At 61.0% G+C, this 15522-nt stretch carries 16 protein-coding genes and 1 pseudogene; 9 read left to right on the top strand and 8 right to left on the bottom strand.

Translation table 11 applies throughout. The features are described from left to right. Window positions 1-101: 101 nt before the first annotated feature. Complete coding sequence (locus KHO33_RS14490) at window positions 102-1313, top strand: ROK family transcriptional regulator (protein WP_200564859.1); 1212 nt, start codon at window positions 102-104, stop codon at window positions 1311-1313. Window positions 1314-1382: 69 nt separating this feature from the next. Here KHO33_RS14490 and KHO33_RS14495 read toward each other — a convergent pair whose 3' ends face one another. Further along, the gene (locus KHO33_RS14495; protein WP_200564860.1) at window positions 1383-2576 is read right to left on the bottom strand and encodes a GGDEF domain-containing protein; all 1194 of its coding nucleotides are present in this window, start codon (window positions 2574-2576) and stop codon (window positions 1383-1385) included. A 345-nt stretch (window positions 2577-2921) separates the two neighbouring features. After that, a complete protein-coding gene (locus KHO33_RS14500; protein ID WP_200564861.1) occupies window positions 2922-3305 on the bottom strand; it encodes a hypothetical protein in 384 nt (127 codons plus the stop codon). Between the two features lie 242 nt (window positions 3306-3547). Here KHO33_RS14500 and KHO33_RS14505 point away from each other — a divergent pair, with 242 nt between their 5' ends. The 4 genes and pseudogenes from KHO33_RS14505 to KHO33_RS14520 form a co-directional block, all read left to right on the top strand. Then, a complete protein-coding gene (locus KHO33_RS14505; RefSeq protein ID WP_200564862.1) occupies window positions 3548-4000 on the top strand; it encodes an Hsp20/alpha crystallin family protein in 453 nt (150 codons plus the stop codon). A gap of 24 nt (window positions 4001-4024) precedes the next feature. Further along, window positions 4025-4432, top strand: coding sequence for an Hsp20/alpha crystallin family protein (locus KHO33_RS14510; protein WP_200564863.1), 408 nt, complete (start codon window positions 4025-4027; stop codon window positions 4430-4432). A gap of 136 nt (window positions 4433-4568) precedes the next feature. Continuing rightward, on the top strand, window positions 4569-5132 hold the full coding sequence (locus KHO33_RS14515; RefSeq protein WP_200564864.1) for an Hsp20/alpha crystallin family protein: 564 nt from the start codon (window positions 4569-4571) through the stop codon (window positions 5130-5132). A 74-nt stretch (window positions 5133-5206) separates the two neighbouring features. After that, a pseudogene (locus tag KHO33_RS14520) lies at window positions 5207-6031 on the top strand (alkaline phosphatase family protein); the annotation flags it as partial. Window positions 6032-6094: 63 nt separating this feature from the next. Here the strand turns inward: KHO33_RS14520 and KHO33_RS14525 are convergent. After that, complete coding sequence (locus tag KHO33_RS14525) at window positions 6095-7015, bottom strand: LysR family transcriptional regulator (RefSeq protein WP_200564865.1); 921 nt, start codon at window positions 7013-7015, stop codon at window positions 6095-6097. 130 nt (window positions 7016-7145) lie between these two features. On the opposite strand from KHO33_RS14525, the gene KHO33_RS14530 reads away from it, so the two are divergent. Beyond that, window positions 7146-7919: an SDR family oxidoreductase gene (locus KHO33_RS14530; protein ID WP_200564866.1), complete on the top strand. Its 774-nt coding sequence runs from the start codon at window positions 7146-7148 to the stop codon at window positions 7917-7919. Window positions 7920-7977: 58 nt separating this feature from the next. Here the strand turns inward: KHO33_RS14530 and KHO33_RS14535 are convergent, their stop codons facing one another. Further along, window positions 7978-8499: a hypothetical protein gene (locus KHO33_RS14535; RefSeq protein ID WP_200564867.1), complete on the bottom strand. Its 522-nt coding sequence runs from the start codon at window positions 8497-8499 to the stop codon at window positions 7978-7980. 145 nt (window positions 8500-8644) lie between these two features. Between KHO33_RS14535 and KHO33_RS14540 the strand changes: the two genes are divergently transcribed. Next, entirely contained in the window at window positions 8645-9601 is a 957-nt protein-coding gene (locus KHO33_RS14540; RefSeq protein WP_054038347.1) for a LysR family transcriptional regulator, read from the top strand. 38 nt (window positions 9602-9639) lie between these two features. Here the strand turns inward: KHO33_RS14540 and KHO33_RS14545 are convergent, their stop codons facing one another. After that, window positions 9640-10581, bottom strand: coding sequence for a LysR family transcriptional regulator (locus tag KHO33_RS14545; protein WP_200564868.1), 942 nt, complete (start codon window positions 10579-10581; stop codon window positions 9640-9642). 169 nt (window positions 10582-10750) lie between these two features. Here KHO33_RS14545 and KHO33_RS14550 point away from each other — a divergent pair, with 169 nt between their 5' ends. Then, entirely contained in the window at window positions 10751-11968 is a 1218-nt protein-coding gene (locus KHO33_RS14550; protein ID WP_200564869.1) for an FAD-dependent monooxygenase, read from the top strand. Between the two features lie 263 nt (window positions 11969-12231). Beyond that, entirely contained in the window at window positions 12232-12516 is a 285-nt protein-coding gene (locus tag KHO33_RS14555) for a cupin domain-containing protein (protein ID WP_054038343.1), read from the top strand. 88 nt (window positions 12517-12604) lie between these two features. Here the strand turns inward: KHO33_RS14555 and KHO33_RS14560 are convergent, their stop codons facing one another. The 3 genes from KHO33_RS14560 to KHO33_RS14570 form a co-directional block, all read right to left on the bottom strand. Beyond that, window positions 12605-13036 carry an SRPBCC family protein gene (locus KHO33_RS14560; protein ID WP_200564870.1) on the bottom strand — a complete coding sequence of 144 codons (432 nt, stop codon included), beginning with the start codon at window positions 13034-13036 and terminating at the stop codon, window positions 12605-12607. 41 nt (window positions 13037-13077) lie between these two features. Further along, window positions 13078-14106 (bottom strand): aldo/keto reductase, encoded by a 1029-nt coding sequence (locus KHO33_RS14565; protein ID WP_200564871.1) that lies wholly within the window; start codon window positions 14104-14106, stop codon window positions 13078-13080. 146 nt (window positions 14107-14252) lie between these two features. After that, entirely contained in the window at window positions 14253-15500 is a 1248-nt protein-coding gene (locus KHO33_RS14570; protein WP_200564872.1) for an ABC transporter substrate-binding protein, read from the bottom strand. Window positions 15501-15522: the final 22 nt, after the last annotated feature.

Consider the following 15522-nt stretch of genomic DNA (forward strand, 5'->3'; position numbering starts at 1 on the left):
GCAATTTGGTCAAAAAAGTTTTTCGGTCCGAATCGGGGGCGGCTTGCTTGCCCAGGCGAACAGTCGTTGATAGGATCGGCCATCCCGAAACCAGACGCCCCATGCACGCGCACAGAAAGAACAGCCGGCCGACAGTCACCGTCACCCGTGGTCCCGCGTTCGTCCGCCAGGGCAACGAATGGGCCATTTACCAGCATCTGTTGTCGCTGGCGCCTGCATCGAGTCCGCAACTTGCGGAGAGCACCGGGCTGTCCAAGGTGACGGTCACGGCCGCGCTCGGCAACCTCGAACGCTTGGGCCTCGTCGAGCAGACGGGCGTGCGCGGAGGCAGCGCAGGACGCTCGCCGCGTCTTTACGCGCCGCGGGCGCGAGCGGGTTTCGTGGTCGCAATCGACGTCGGCGCCGAATGGATACGCGGCGCGGTCGCCGATCTGACCGGGACGGTGGTGGCGCGGCTCGAGAAGCGCACCCCTGCCCGCGTGGAACGGCTGGTCGTGCGAATCGTCGATCTCGTCGACGCCATGCTCGAAGAACAGCACATCTCCCGCAGCGAGGTTCTGGCGACCGTGTTCGGCTCGCCAGGCGTACTGGATTCGGAAAGCGACCGGCTCCGTCTCGCGCCGAACCTGCCGGATCTCGAGCGCGCGGGGTTGATTCCGTCGCTGCGGGAAGCGCTCGATGCCGATCTGATGGTTGAAAACGATATCAACCTGGCCACGCTAGGCGAACAGCAGCATGGCCTTGGGCGCGGCGTCGACAACTTTGTGTTTATGTCGGTTGGCACGGGTATCGGCTTGGGGATCATCGCCGATGGAAGGCTGCATCGCGGCGCGCATGGTTTTGCCGGTGAGATTGCGGTGCTGCCCGCGGCCCCGGTGGTGGGCTCCAAATCCGATGGAATCTATCGCCCTATGTTCGAGGTGTCCGCCGCGGCGAAGGGAATCGTTGCGCACGCACAGCGGCGTGGTCTTGACGTGGCCAATGCAGAGGCAGTGTTCGTGGCGGCCCACGCAGGCGATCAGCGCGCACTCGATTGCGTCGCGGAAGAAGCGCGACAGCTCTCGTGGGGACTCGCCTCGATTATTCCGATCCTCGATCCTAAGCTGGTGGTGCTCGGCGGCGGTATCGGGCGAAGCGGTGCCCTGCTTCTACCGACGATTCGGGCCCATCTTGCTGACTGGTTGCCTATTCCCGTACCTGAGTTCGCGGTCTCGGCGACCGGGACGGATGCTGTGTTGCTCGGGGCAATTGTTTTAGGCGTCGAACGGGGACGCCTCAGGGCTTTTGAGCGCCTTGGGTATGCGACTTCGTAGCGCGGGTGGTATGCGTCGGTTATTGCCCGGTATGAACTGCCTCTGGAGTGCTTGCCGGCCTTCGGGCGATCACACGATATCAAGCTCGGGGGCATCCCACGTCTGACCTAATGGCTCAGTGACCACCCGGTTCCTCCCCGCGCGCTTCGCCGCATAGAGCAAGTGATCGGCGCGCGCCAGCAACGCCCCGACCGCCTCGCCAGGCCGATACCGGGCAATGCCGGCACTCGTCGTAACGCACAGCGTAGCCTCGATTTCATTGAAGCGTGAAGACTCCAGCACGGTGCGCAAGCGCTCGGCGATCTGATACGCGAATTTGTCGTCAGCGCCCGGCAGCAGAAGCACGAACTCCTCGCCGCCGATGCGCGCCACCACGTCTTTCTCGCGCACCCCGGCGCGCAGGATTGCGGCGAACTGGCGCAGCACTGCGTCGCCGGCCGCATGCCCATAACGGTCGTTGATGGATTTGAAGTTGTCGATGTCAAAAGCGATCAGCGCGAGCGGATAGCTTCGCTTGTCCGCGACGCGGCGGCCCGCCATGCGTTCAAACGCGCGCCGGTTCAACGTTTCGGTGAGCGAGTCAAGATCGCGTTCGAGAGTCAGCCGGTCGATCACGTCCGACATCGCGGCGGCCAGCAGCACGAGTCCCAACACAGCGCCCATCAGGGCGAGCGACAACTGCAGCAAGACCCAGAAAATGGTTCTCGCGAACGGCGCAGCGCTATGCGGCAAGGGTTGGATCGTAGTGAGCGGCGTCCTGATGAAAAAACTGGCGCCGAAGATCAGCAGCACCCAGAGAAGAACGTGGTTGACGGTGCGGCCATTGCAGCGTTTCCTGAAACGGACCGCGGTAAACACCATCAACAGCCCGGCGCTGAGATTCAGAATGTAGACGCGCACGAGCAGATTCGACGTCACGAAGGAGAAGTAATACATGCCGCCCAGCACCAGCGCGAACATTGACGCATGCGTCGCTAGCCGCAAGTGAAGCCCTGCTCTGCGCAAAACACCTTCCGCCAAAAGTTGAATGCTTAACACATAAAACGTTGCCGATATAAGCGCGTTCAATCGCCATTCATCCGGCAGGTGACAGATCTGCACTGCCGAGCCGAGTGCGAAAGCAACAAATGAAGCGGCGAGAAAGCGCAGATAGCGCAGTCGTCTATCGTAGAGCCATGCACAGGCAAAACCGAGCGAAAAGACGGCCGTGATACCTGGGATGATCAATTGAACGAGTTGGTTGGGCGTTATCTGAGCGGGCATGTGGCTCGTTCTCCGCTGCCGGCCACGAAATCGCCGGGCCTATGGGTTAGCGGTTCTCAGGGCGTGCATCGTCAGCCGCCATTGACGACTCTCCCAAAAATGGACGTGGCACCCGATATGGTCAGAGGATTGTACGCCTGGTGAGTGGGAGCCCGCGGGCAGGGCGTTAGTGTCGCATCCGGTCTCGAGTTCGGATCATGATGCTGCTCCCATCCGGCTTGTGAACCGCCTGATTTGCCAGAGGTTGGCTGGTTTGGATCAGAGGCGGTTCACAGTACACCCGTCGGCCAGCCTTCCCGTGCTTATGCATCGCGGCTCCTGCGGCTAAGCGCAATCGCCCGAAGATCACTGGATTGGCGGCACCACGCCCAGTTTCTCGGCCAGCATGCGCTCATACACGCCGAAGTGCAGGTCGACTTCCTCCTGACTTACTGTCGTCACGATGATATTCACCTGATCGGGCAGCACGCCGAGCACCATCGCGATCGCCGCTTCCAGTTGCGGCGCACAAACGCGGTCTTCGGTAAGTGTCGTGCCGACAGCGATATCGTAGGTTTGTTCGTGCTGGAAGACGATCTCGACCAGCCGCGCGCGGGCGCTCATGTTGTTGTCGATCGCGAGTTGCACGACCTCCGCCACGCTACGCATCAATTCCGTCGGAAAGCCTTTGGTCGAGCGCAGCCGGACGCGGTGTCTGCCAAGCGTGAGCCAGTCCGAATCGAATTCCATGGTGTCCTCCGGTTCCGTTGCAATGCACCGCGATAATAGGATTTGGCAGGCGATTTTCAAGACCGGAATTTCACCACCACCCCTTGAAATTTTCACCGCAGGTTCTATCTTTCATTTCGCTCAGGCAGATGCGCCGGTCATAACCGGTGCACTGCGTGTTTCGATTTGTTTGCCAGCGGCGTGGCAGGCGGACTGGAGCGCGTAGGCCCGTTCGCCTCCTCGCTGTATCGAAGGAGGATACGATGAGTGATCTCTTTTCCGGAACCGACCTGTTCAGTGAGTTTGACCGTCTGCAGCGGCAGATGGACAGCCTGTTCGGCGGTTTTCCGTCCAGCATCCGCTCGGGCCGCTTCGGGGCCTTTCCGCAAGTCAACATCGGTGCAACCGACGACTCGATCGAGATCGTCGCGTTCGCGCCCGGCCTCAAGCTGGCCGAACTCGACGTGTCGATCGACAAGGGCCTGCTGACAATCAGCGGTGAGCGCAAGCCCGCCCAGACCGGCAGCGATGACACAACCCGGGACGACACCCGCACCTATGCACAGGAGCGGTTCAGCGGCAGTTTCCGGCGCGTGATCGAGCTGCCACAGAATGCGGACCCCGACAAGGTGCAGGCGCGCTACACCAACGGTTGCCTGTCGATCAGCGTGGGCAAGCGTGAAGCGTCGAAGCCGCGAGCCATTACCGTCCAGTAATGCCAGCCATTCAAGGAGCAAGCCATGAACGACAGGACACAGGTCGCTGAACGCGACCAGAAAGCGGTAGCACGGCGCGAGGGTGAGCAGCCGGCACGGCGGACGACGCTCGCACCCGCAGTCGACGTGTTCGAGGACAGCCAGGGCATCACGCTGTGGGCGGACCTGCCAGGCGTCACCAAGGACAAACTTGACGTGAAGGTGCACGACGGCAATCTTTATATCGAGGCCGAAGCAGTTGTGCCGACGCCCGCCGGTCTGCGGCTGCAGCACGCCGAGATCCGGGAACCGCATTTCGCGCGCGCGTTCTCGCTGAGCCCGGACTTCGACACAACGAAAATCGATGCAAACCTGCAGGACGGCGTGCTGAAGCTGACGATTCCGCGCCGCGACGAAGCACGCCCACGCCGGATCGAGGTGCAGACGAACTGAGCCCGGCAGAGCCACAACGACGACAGGGGAAAAAACCGGTGGCGGCCGCGAGGTCGCCATCGCCCGTTCGCGCAGATGCGGATGCAGAACGTTGATGCACATCCGGTTCTCCTGACAGACCATCGAGGAGCATACGATGAACACCGACCTGAAAAAGTGGAACCCTTTCAAATTTCTCCGCGGTTCAGGACGCAAGCCCGAGGCGGACAATGCGCAAAGCCCGCCCGACAGCGAACCGTCACGTGTTCCGTGGCCCGACATTTCGCGACTTTTCCCCCGTGATTCGTGGCGTGCGATGGAGGATTTCTTTCATGATCCGTTCGCGGCGCGCGGCGCGCTCGAACGATGGTTCGGCGACTTCAGTTCATCGCGTTTCCAGCCGCGCATCGACGTGGTTGACGAGGGAAAGATACTGCGCGTGACCGTCGAACTGCCGGGCATGGAGCGGGAGGACTTGACCATTAGCGTCGAGGACGGAGCGTTGGTATTGCGTGGCGAAAAGAAGCAGGATGTGCACAGCGAGGAGGACGGCTGCTATCGGCTTGAGCGCGCATATGGAACCTTCACGCGCACAATCCCGATGCCGGAAAATGCCGATCCCGACCGCGCTCTCGCAAAGTTTGACAAGGGCGTCCTGACGTTGACGGTGCCGAAACAGGAGCAGCAGCGATCCGCGAGCCGCACGATCGATATTGGCTAACGTTGGCCGGCGACGTGGCGATTGCGAATTGAATCAATGGGAGTAGCCCGGGTGGTCAGCGCGGCTGGAACTACACGAACTCCGCCGATGGCACGGGCGCGGCCAATCCGTTCCGTCTCGATCGCACGCAGGCGGCCACGGCCGACTACATTCCGCACCACAACTGGTTCCAGTACTACGCGTCGACGTCAAACCCCCAGCATTTGCGGCCCAGTTCGGTGTCGGCCATTGGGCATACCTACGGGGCACATCGCTCGAGCGTCGATCCCGCGAATCACCAGTACGATATCGACGATTTCTATCGTGCTGTTCAAGCTGGCAATTTCCCTGCGGTGAGCTTCCTGAAGGCGCCTGCCTATGAGGACGGTCACGCCGGGTACTCGGACCCGCTTGACGAGCAGGCGTTCGTTACGAAGGTCGTCAACTTCCTGCAACAGCAACCGGATTGGCGTGACACGGCCGTTATCCTGGCATGGGATGACTCTGACGGCTGGTACGACCACGCATACGCGCTGCCGACGAGCGCTTCGTTCGACTCAGTCGCGGATCAGTTGACCGGTCCGGGAATTTGCGGCTCAGGCACCGGACCCGACGGATTAAATGGCAAACCGGTGAACGGCCGGTGCGGTCCCGGTACTCGCATTCCGTTTGTTGTGATTTCGCCATGGGCGAAACAGAACTACGTCGACCATACGCCGATCGATCAGTCGTCAGTAGTGCGTTTCATCGAAGACAACTGGCTTGATGGCAACCGGATCGGAGGCGGCTCGTTCGACGCGAAGGCGGGCAGCATCACGGGTATGTTCGATTTCAACCGCCGCCACGATGAGCACCGGGAGAGCAAGCTCTACCTCGATCCGACCTCTGGCTTGCCCGTCAAGACGCCTCCATCCATCTGACACGTAACGCTTATCCTTCCGAGGATGAATGTCTTGCGCCGCAGCCCGCTATCGCGGGCTGCTTCATTTTCTTCCGCGTGAATCGCCAACGAGTTGCCCTTTCAACAGCGCCTCGAGCCAGTCGGCGAACACCTGGACTCTGCGCGATAAATGCTGCCGGTGCGGATAGAGCAAGGTCATCGGCATCGGCGCAGCCCGGTATTCGGGCATCACCTCGATCAGTTCGCCGGCGCGCAGATGCTGCTGCACATCGTAGGCAGGAATCTGGATCAAACCGAGTCCCGCAAGGCAGCACGCGATATACGCCTCGGCGCTGTTGACGCTCACGCGGCCTTGCGTGGTCAACGTCCTCACGGTTTCGCCATCGAGCCATTCCCATGGCGCGATACGTCCACTCGATGGCGACGCATAGTGAACGGCCTGGTGGCTCGCCAGATCGCCGGGCGTACGAGGCGTACCGCGCTGAGACAAATAGAGTGGGCTCGCAACATTGATCAACGGCAGATTGCCGATGGGCCGCGCAATCGTGCCGGAATCTTGCAGCTTGCCAACGCGAAGCGCGCAATCGACGCGCTCTTCGACAAGGTCGATCGCGCGATCGGTCAGGCCGAGCTCGATATCGATTTTCGGAAACGCGACGAGAAATTCCGGCAGCGCAGGTGCGATGATCAGCCGGCCGATACGGCCCGGCACATCGACGCGCAACACGCCGCTCGGTCCTACCGATGTTTGCCGGAACAGGTTCTCGGTCTCCTCGACATCGGCAATCAGGCGTAGGCAGCGTTCGTAGAGCGCGGCGCCGTCCTGAGTCGGCGACACCTTGCGCGTTGTCCGATGCAGCAGCCGGGCGCCGATCCGCCCTTCCAGCTCCTGAATCGCCGCTGATACCGACGAGCGCGGCAAGCCGAGCGTGTCCGCCGCGCGCGTGAAATTCGCGCATTCGACAACGCGTGCGAACACGCGAAACAGGTCAATACGATCCACGGTCGTTTTCCACTGTTCGACTTTTCTGACTAGTGATGTCAGAAACAGCAGGTTTAAATGATTTTCCTGGAATATATCATCCAGCAGGATGAGAGGCTGCATCGGGCGGCTTCGGTACTGGGGATGGACCATGGCAAACCACAGCATCAAAGGCAAAACCGTCGTGATTGCGGGCGGGGCGAAGAATCTCGGTGGACTGATTGCGCGGGATCTCGCGGCACAGGGCGCCAAGGCAGTGGCGATCCACTACAACAGCGCGAGTTCGAAGGCCGCGGCAGACGAGACGCTTGCCGCGATCGAGGCGTCAGGCGCCAAGGCGGTCGCATTCCAGGCCGACCTGACATCGGCCGGCGCGATCGAGAAGCTGTTCTCGGATGTCGTCGCCGCCGTCGGCCGCCCCGATATTGCGATCAATACGGTGGGCAAGGTGTTGAAGAAGCCATTCGTGGACATCACCGAGGCTGAGTACGATGAAATGACGGCGGTCAATTCCAAGTCTGCGTTCTTCTTCCTTAAAGAAGCCGGCAAGCACGTCAATGACAACGGCAAGATCGTGACGCTCGTCACGTCGCTGCTTGGCGCGTTCACGCCGTTTTACGCGGCCTATGCAGGCACCAAGGCGCCGGTCGAACATTTCACGCGCGCGGCGGCCAAGGAATTCGGCGCGCGAGGCATCTCGGTGACAGCCATCGGCCCCGGACCCATGGACACGCCGTTCTTCTATCCCGCCGAAGGCGCGGACGCGGTGGCTTACCACAAGACCGCCGCCGCACTTTCACCGTTCTCCACGACGGGTTTGACCGATCCGGGGGATGTGGTGCCTTTCATCCGCCATCTTGTCAGCGACGGGTGGTGGATTACGGGGCAGACCATTCTGATCAACGGCGGTTATACGACCAAATAAGCGACCAAATAAGCGACCAGGTAAGCGGCCAAATAAGCGGCCAAATAAGCGGCCAGGTTCATGACTTACGGAACGACCAATAGCTCAGCGCCGCCTTAGGCCGAGCGCGCAGCAGCAGATAGAAGGCGGCAACGTGCGTAATCATCAGCAGCGGCACGTAGATGATCGGAATCGCGTACGTAGTGCCAAATTCTCCTGCACGCGCAGGAAGATCGGCCTGGATAGCGTGGACGTAGTCGACGATGAGGTCGGTCGTTCCCACAAGATTGAAGGCCACGACGAACAACCAGAAGAGCGGCCGTCTTCCTGCCGCAAGTAGCGCCAGCATCGCCAGAACGCCCGTTGCGAAGTCACCGTACGCGGCGAATGCGGCGAAGCTGGCAGGTAGGTCGGGACTGACGACGCCTGGCAGAATGAAGACCAGGCCGAAGAAACGGAAGCTGTGCAAGGTGGCGATGACGCGTTGCGCGTCGAACGGGTCCATCGACTTGAGCCTGGGCCAGACGTATACGCGAAAGCAAAGCAGCCAGGCGACATAGCCCAGAACGAGCTGCGATTGGAAGATGAGTTCCGGTGACATGTTGCCTCCAGTCAGATGTGGCCAGGCGCATTGAAGAATAAGAAGGAGATCGGTGGGCGTGCATGCGGCCTCGAATTCCTCGTCAGCAGGCGTAGGTGTACCATGGCCTCTCGCGAGCGACTATTCATCACAATGTTGACGGGCTATGAAGCAGAACTTCACAGTCAGGCAAGGCGCGCTCGATGGCGTGGAGGTGTTCCTGAGCGTTGCCCAGCATCGCAGTTTTCGCCGGGCAGCCGCGGAACTCGGAGTGACACCGTCCGCCGTCAGCCAGACGGTGCGCGTACTTGAAGCGCGCATTGGCGCAGCGCTCTTCATTCGCACCACGCGTAGCGTCGGCCTGACCGAAGCTGGCGAACGGTTTCTTTCACACGCAAGGCCCGCCTTCGACGAGCTTGTCGCCGCTAGTGAGGTGGCGCGCGGACTTGGTCAACGGCCCACCGGATTGTTGCGTCTTTCAGTGCCGCGCGCGGTGATGCCGATCCTGCTGGAACCCCTGATTGCATCCTTCTGCCAGGCTTATCCCGAGGTCGAAGTGGAGATCTCCACCAGCAAGGAACTGATCGATCTTGCCGCGGAAGGGTTCGACGCCGGTATCCGGCTGGGTCAGTTCGTTGACGCCGACATGGTCGCTGTACCGTTGACGCCGCCGTTTCGTCTCATCGTCGTGGGCAGCCCTGCTTACTTCGCAGGACGCAGCCGCCCCATGCACACGGACGATCTGCGCCAGCACGCATGCTTGCGGTGGCGACGATCCAGCGGCGCGCTCGCGCTATGGTCATTCAACGACAACGGCCACGCGATCGAGATCGCCGTATCCGGCCCTCTCATCGCCAACGATTTTTCCACCATGCTTGGCGCGGCAGTCGAAGGTATGGGCCTTGCCCAGCTACCTGAACCGATGGCCGCTGAAGGGTTACGAGCAGGAAAACTGGTGCACGTGCTGGAGCCGTTCGCGCCGGTCACGCCGGGCGTGTTTCTCTACTATCCGAGCCGCCGGCAGATGATGCCGAAGCTGCGCGCCTTCATTGATCATGTGAAGAGCCGCTCAGCAGACCGAAGCAAAGTGACACCAGCTCCGGTTCTTCCAGAGTCAACATAGCTGCGGCGACTCATCCATTTAATGTTTGACATCCACCGTTAAGTCTTCGCGACGCGCTTGCCCTTAGCCGTCGATCCATTGTCCGCAAACAGATCGATCACGACCCCGCGCAGCCAGCGATTGCCTTCATCCTGATGGACTCGTGTGTGCCAGAGCAGATGGATCGGCGCGGCGGGCAGCGTCATAGGCAACGCGCGCAGGCTGAGCGAGAAAGGGGCTGCCAGTTGGAGGGCAAGCCGCTCCGGTACCGTAGCGATCAGATCGGTGCGTTGCAGGATGTAGCCCACGCTCATGAAGTGCGGCACCGTCAGCCGCACCTGACGCCGTACGCCACGCCGTTTCAGCCATTCCTCAACCTGCCCGTGGCCGGTGCCGGCCGCCACGACCACGAGATGCTCAGCCTCGCGCCATGCGGCGAGCGTGAGCGGCGCATCCTCGAGCGGATGGCCGCGCCTGAACAGGCACACATAGCGCTGATCAAACAGGCGGCGCTGATAGAAACCACCCTTGAGCTGCGGCAGCAAGCCAATGGCCAGATCGACCCGGCCGTCGGCCATCTCGTTGCTCAGATTAACGCTTGTATCGCGCACGGTATTCAGTGCGACGCCCGGCGCGACGCGCGACAGCCGTTCGAGCAGCGCGGGCAAAAACACCACTTCGCCGATATCGGTCATGCCGATCGTGATGGTGCGCATCGCGCGCAGCGGATCGAAACCCGTCACCGGATTGAGCGCGGCGTGCAGCGTGGCGAGCGCCTGCGAGACCGGTTCCGCCAGACGCAGCGCGAATGGCGTGGGCACCACTCCCCCCGGCCCGCGCACGAACAAGGGATCGCCAAGCCGGCGACGCAGCTTGGCGAGCGCGTTGCTGACGCCGGGCTGGCTCATGTTCATCTGCTCGGCGACGGTCGCCACGCGCCGTTCCTGCATCAGCCGCTGGAAGAGCAGCAGCAGGTTGAGGTCGATTTCGCTCAGTTCCATGATTCACGCCTATCCGGGTCTCATTCATTCCAGTGATGAAGCAGATTCATTTCATCTTATTGAGGAATGAAGGTCTAGTGCTGAAAATACTGACACGGCACGCGCATTCCACATAACGCCCGGAAATGCCATGGCGGCACCCATAAATCTGGATATCGGAGACACAGTCATGAAGCAGATGGATCTAAAGATTGCGATCGTCGGCGCCGGCGTCGGCGGCCTTACGCTTGCGCTCGCGCTGCGCGAGCACGGCATCGATGCGCAACTCTACGAGCAAACCGACGAGCTGCGCGAAGTGGGCGCGGCCGTCGCGCTCTCGGCCAACGCGACGCGCTTCTACGAGCGCATGGGACTGCGTGCGGACTTCGAGAAGGTGTGCGCGGAAGTGCCGGGCCTCGTCTATCGCGACGGCCGCAGCGGCGCGGTCATCGGCCATCATCGCGGCACGCCCAACTCTCGCGAGCTGTTCGGCGGCTCGTACTGGGGCATTCATCGTGCGGATCTGCAGGCGGTGCTGTCCAGAGGCGTCGGCCTTGAGCGCATCAAGCTCAGCCATCGGCTGGTCGATCTCGTGCAGCACCCGGACCACGTGAGTCTGGCGTTCGATAACGGTCAGTGTATCGACGCCGACCTCGTGATCGGCGCCGACGGGGCGCGCTCGATCACGCGGCGCTGGATGCTTGGCTATGACGACGCCCTGTATTCGGGTTGCTCAGGCTTTCGCGGCGTGGTGCCGGCTGAACGCATGGACCTGCTGCCCGATCCCGAGACGATCCAGTTCTGGGTCGGACCCGGCGGCCATCTGCTGCACTACCCCATCGGTGACAAAGGCGACCAGAATTTCCTGCTGGTCGAGCGTCATCCATCGCCGTGGCCGTCGCGCGACTGGGTCATGCCCGCCAGCGAGGGCGAACAACTGCGCCTATTCAAGGACTGGCATCCGGCCGTCGTGCAGATGATTACGGCAGTGCCCATCAGTCAGCGCTGGGGATTGTTCCACCGTCCCCCGCTCGGCCGCTGGAGCAAAGGCCGCGTGACGCTGATCGGCGATGCCGCGCATGCGCTTGTGCCGCATCACGGCCAGGGCGCCAATCAGTCGATTGAAGATGCCGTGGTGCTGGCCGCTCAATTGGGCTCAGCGGGCCCAGGCAATTGGCGTGAAGCGCAGGAAGCCTACGAGCGCCTGCGCCGGGGCCGCACGCGCAAGGTGCAGTACGCGTCGATCACCACGGCGGACGTGCTGCATTTGCCTGACGGGCCAGCCGCGCAGGCTCGCAACGTCCGCCTCGGCTCGCGCGACAGCGTGCTGAATCACCTGGACTGGATTCACGATTTCGATGCGCTTACGGAAGAGCCGAGTGAGCGGCAGGGCGGCACCTGGCTTTGAGCCAGACCTGCTTTACGGTTGATAGCGCTCGGAGGAGCCGCCCCTCCCGTAGCGCATAGGTGAATGCAACTGTGCTGGTAAGCGCAAAGGCACTGTACATGTCAAACGAAAGGCCTCAGCTTCAGAATGGTCAATCGATGTATCGAGCCCCGCAGCATGTTGACGCACGGTGGAGTCGCCACTAAAGGGCGATAGCGCGTCTATCGGTGCGGCGTGACGGCTATCCGACGAACCTCGTCTCCCACTTCACTGAGAAAACTCTCATGGATCGTCCGCAGGCAGTTCCAACGCAGCAGGTATTGAATGAACGCGTGATCGTCACCGAGTGGCGATTTGCGCCCGGTGCTGAGACCGGCTGGCATGTTCATGGACATGACTATGTCGTGGTACCGCAAACGGATGGTCAACTTCTCCTCGAGACAGCACAAGGCAACCGGGAATCACAGCTGCGCGCCGGGCACAGTTACGCGGGGTTGAAGGGAGTGGAACACAACGTCGTCAACGCGACCGACCACGAGGTGGTATTTATCGAGGTGGAGATTCGCTGAGGCAGCTCTTGACGAAAGGCACAGACGAATAGCCAGTTGTACCTTTCGCACACTCGGATGAATCAGCTAATGCCAAGCCATGCTCAACTCATTTCGTTGTCCGACTTTCCGCTTGAGCAACCAGCGCCGACAAGACTTCAGGGAAATCGGAAGAAACGCCGGCGCAAATATCGTGGGCATTTTCTCCGACTACGCTGATTTTGTAGCTGATGCGGTTGCCCCCGCCAGGTAGCGGTTCGATTTCATGCACCACGCGAACCACAACGTCGCCCAGCATCGTTTCGTCTGTGAACAGGTGATGCGCATCGACTTCGACGAGTTGCGACCTGATCACCTCCTGGTCAGGAAGCGTCATGGTTAGCCATGAGCCCACAGCGAAAGGACCGTCAATAGAACAGGCGTGGACACCCGTATTCCAGGTCTTCCAACCGGAAACGGCCTCGAAGAGTTCCCAGATCACTCCTGCCGATGCGGTGGTCTCCTGGCTATATGAGGCAGTGGCGTGCGTACTGTCGGTCATGTGAGCTCCTCTAGCAAGAGCACAGATAGTATGCGAGCTTGCTAAAGGATATCAACAGGAGAAGTCGGCGCATCCTGCCGGATCAGCTCGCGGCGCTTCAGCTCGGCCCAGAACGCCGGTGGAATTTCAGCCCGGAAGGTTTGCAGGTTGTCTTCCAGTTGGGCGACCGTACGCACGCCGGGGATGTTGGTCGGGATCGCGGGATGGGCGAGAACGAATTGCAGCGCCGCCGCTTTGAGCGGCACCGAGTATTCCTGGCATACCTGCTCGATCTTGCGCACGCGTTCAAGAATTGACTCCGGCGCGAGCGAATAGTTGTATTTCGCGCCGGGCACCGCACCCGTCGCGAGAATGCCGCTGTTGTAGCCGCCACCGAGAATCACCGACACCTGCTGCTCTTCGCACAGCGGCAGGAAACCGTCCAGCGCGTCCTGCTCGAGCAAGGTGTAGCGGCCAGCCAGCAACAGGCAGTCGAAATCCTGCCGGCGAATCGCTTCGTGCGCGACCTGCCACTCGTTGACGCCGAGCCCCACCGCCTTAACAACCCCTTCGTCACGGAGTTTCAGCAGGGCTTTCGACGCACCCGCCATCGCCGCCTCGAACATCTCCGGCTGACGCTCGCCATGCGTAAAGACGTCGATGTCGTGAATCAACGCAATATCGATGTGTTCCAGCGCCAGACGTTGCAGACTGTCTTCGATCGAACGCATCGTGCCGTCATAGCTGTAGTCGAAAACGCATTCGAAAGGCAGCCCATCAACCCAAGGCTCAAAGTTGATCTCGGCGCGTTTGCGCGGCTTCAATAGACGCCCGACCTTGGTGGACAGCACAAACTGGTCGCGCGGATACCAACGCAGCCCCTGACCACAGCGCGCTTCGCTCAAGCCGTGCCCATACATCGGCGCAGTGTCGAAGTAGCGCACGCCGGCGTCCCACGCTGCCTTGATCAAGGCAGCAGAATCCTCTTCACTGATCGGCCTGAAGATGTTGCCGATCGGCGCGGCGCCGAAACCCATCACGCTTGTCTCGAGCCCCGAACGCGGCCATTTACGCTTTGCTACCGGATTCATGTTTATCTCCTTTGTCGGCCGCAGTGAGCGCTTTAACTGTCGGCCAGAGTTCGCGCTTTAGCGCGTTACTCTGGTCCCATGCAAAGCTCTAACCCCGCTGCCATCAGTGAAGCCATTCATTCCAAACTGGCTGGCACACCCCCCGTCTACTTGATCTTCGCGGCAGCGGCAAGCTTGCGCACGCCCTCTTTCGGGTCCTCGTTCGAGTTCATGAAATTCGTTACGACGTCGGTAATCGCGCCGGCGGTAACCGGAGACTGGAGATTGCCGAAGGCCAACGAAGGCAGGAACGCGCCGGATTTAATCGTGGCCTGCTCGTCAGCGAATGATTTCCTGGCGCAGCTATCGAACTTGTCCATCGGAACGTCCAGCCGAACAGGAATCGAACCCTTGTAGAGACTGAACTGCTGCTGGAAATCGACCGACATGATCGTCTTTGCAAGCGCAAGCTGCCTAGGCGACGCCTGCTTCTTACCGTTCTGCTGAAAGAACGCGAACGAATCCACGGTGTACGTATAGGCATTCGAAGTACCAGGCGCGGCCGCACAAATATAGTCGGCGTCCGGCTTTTTGTTCGCATTGGCGAATTCGCCCTTCGCCCAGTCGCCCATGAATTGCATGCCGCCCGAGCCGGAAATGACCATTGCCGTCGCGAGATTCCAGTCGCGGCCGTGGTAGCCCTTATCGAAGTAACTCCGGATCTTCTGGACGATCTCGAACACCTGCACCATCTGCGGCGAAGTCAGCGTTTTCTGGTCAAGATCAACGAGGGCCTTCCGGTAGAAATCCGCACCTTGAGAGAGCACGACCGTCTCCCAGATGGTCATGTCTTGCCAGGGCTGGCCACCATGCGCGACGGGCGTGATGCCCGCGGCGCGAAATTTGTCGGCGAGCGCGAAGAATTCCGGCCACGTAGTGGGCGCCGTGCCCCCGACTTTGTCGAGGTCGGCCTTGTTGATCCACAACCAGTTGATTCGGTGTACCGAGAACGGTGCAGCCACATAGTGACCGCCCGCCTTCATTGAGCTATCTATCTGCGAGGGCGAATGCGCTTTCCAATCGGTAGCGGACTGATCGACACTGACCAACATGTCCTGATCGGCCCAATCCTGAATCAGAGGACCCTTGATCTGCGCGGCCGATGGTGCGTTACCCGAAATGACCTGCGTCTTCAGCGCCGTCATGGCCGCCGCGCCCGCTCCTCCCGCTATGGCGAAGTCTTTCCACTCGTAGCCCTGTTTGGTCATGTCGTCCTTCAGCACCCGAATCGCTTTCGATTCGCCGCCGGAGGTCCACCAGTGCAATACCGAAAGCTGTTCCGCGGCCAAACCAGCATGCGTTCCAGCCATGAGCAGCGTAATGCCCGTCGCAAGCGACGTGAGTGATCGTTTCATTGCAGTCTCCGAAGTTTTCGTT

This window comes from Paraburkholderia nemoris (assembly GCF_905221015.1).
Lineage (GTDB): Bacteria > Pseudomonadota > Gammaproteobacteria > Burkholderiales > Burkholderiaceae > Paraburkholderia > Paraburkholderia nemoris.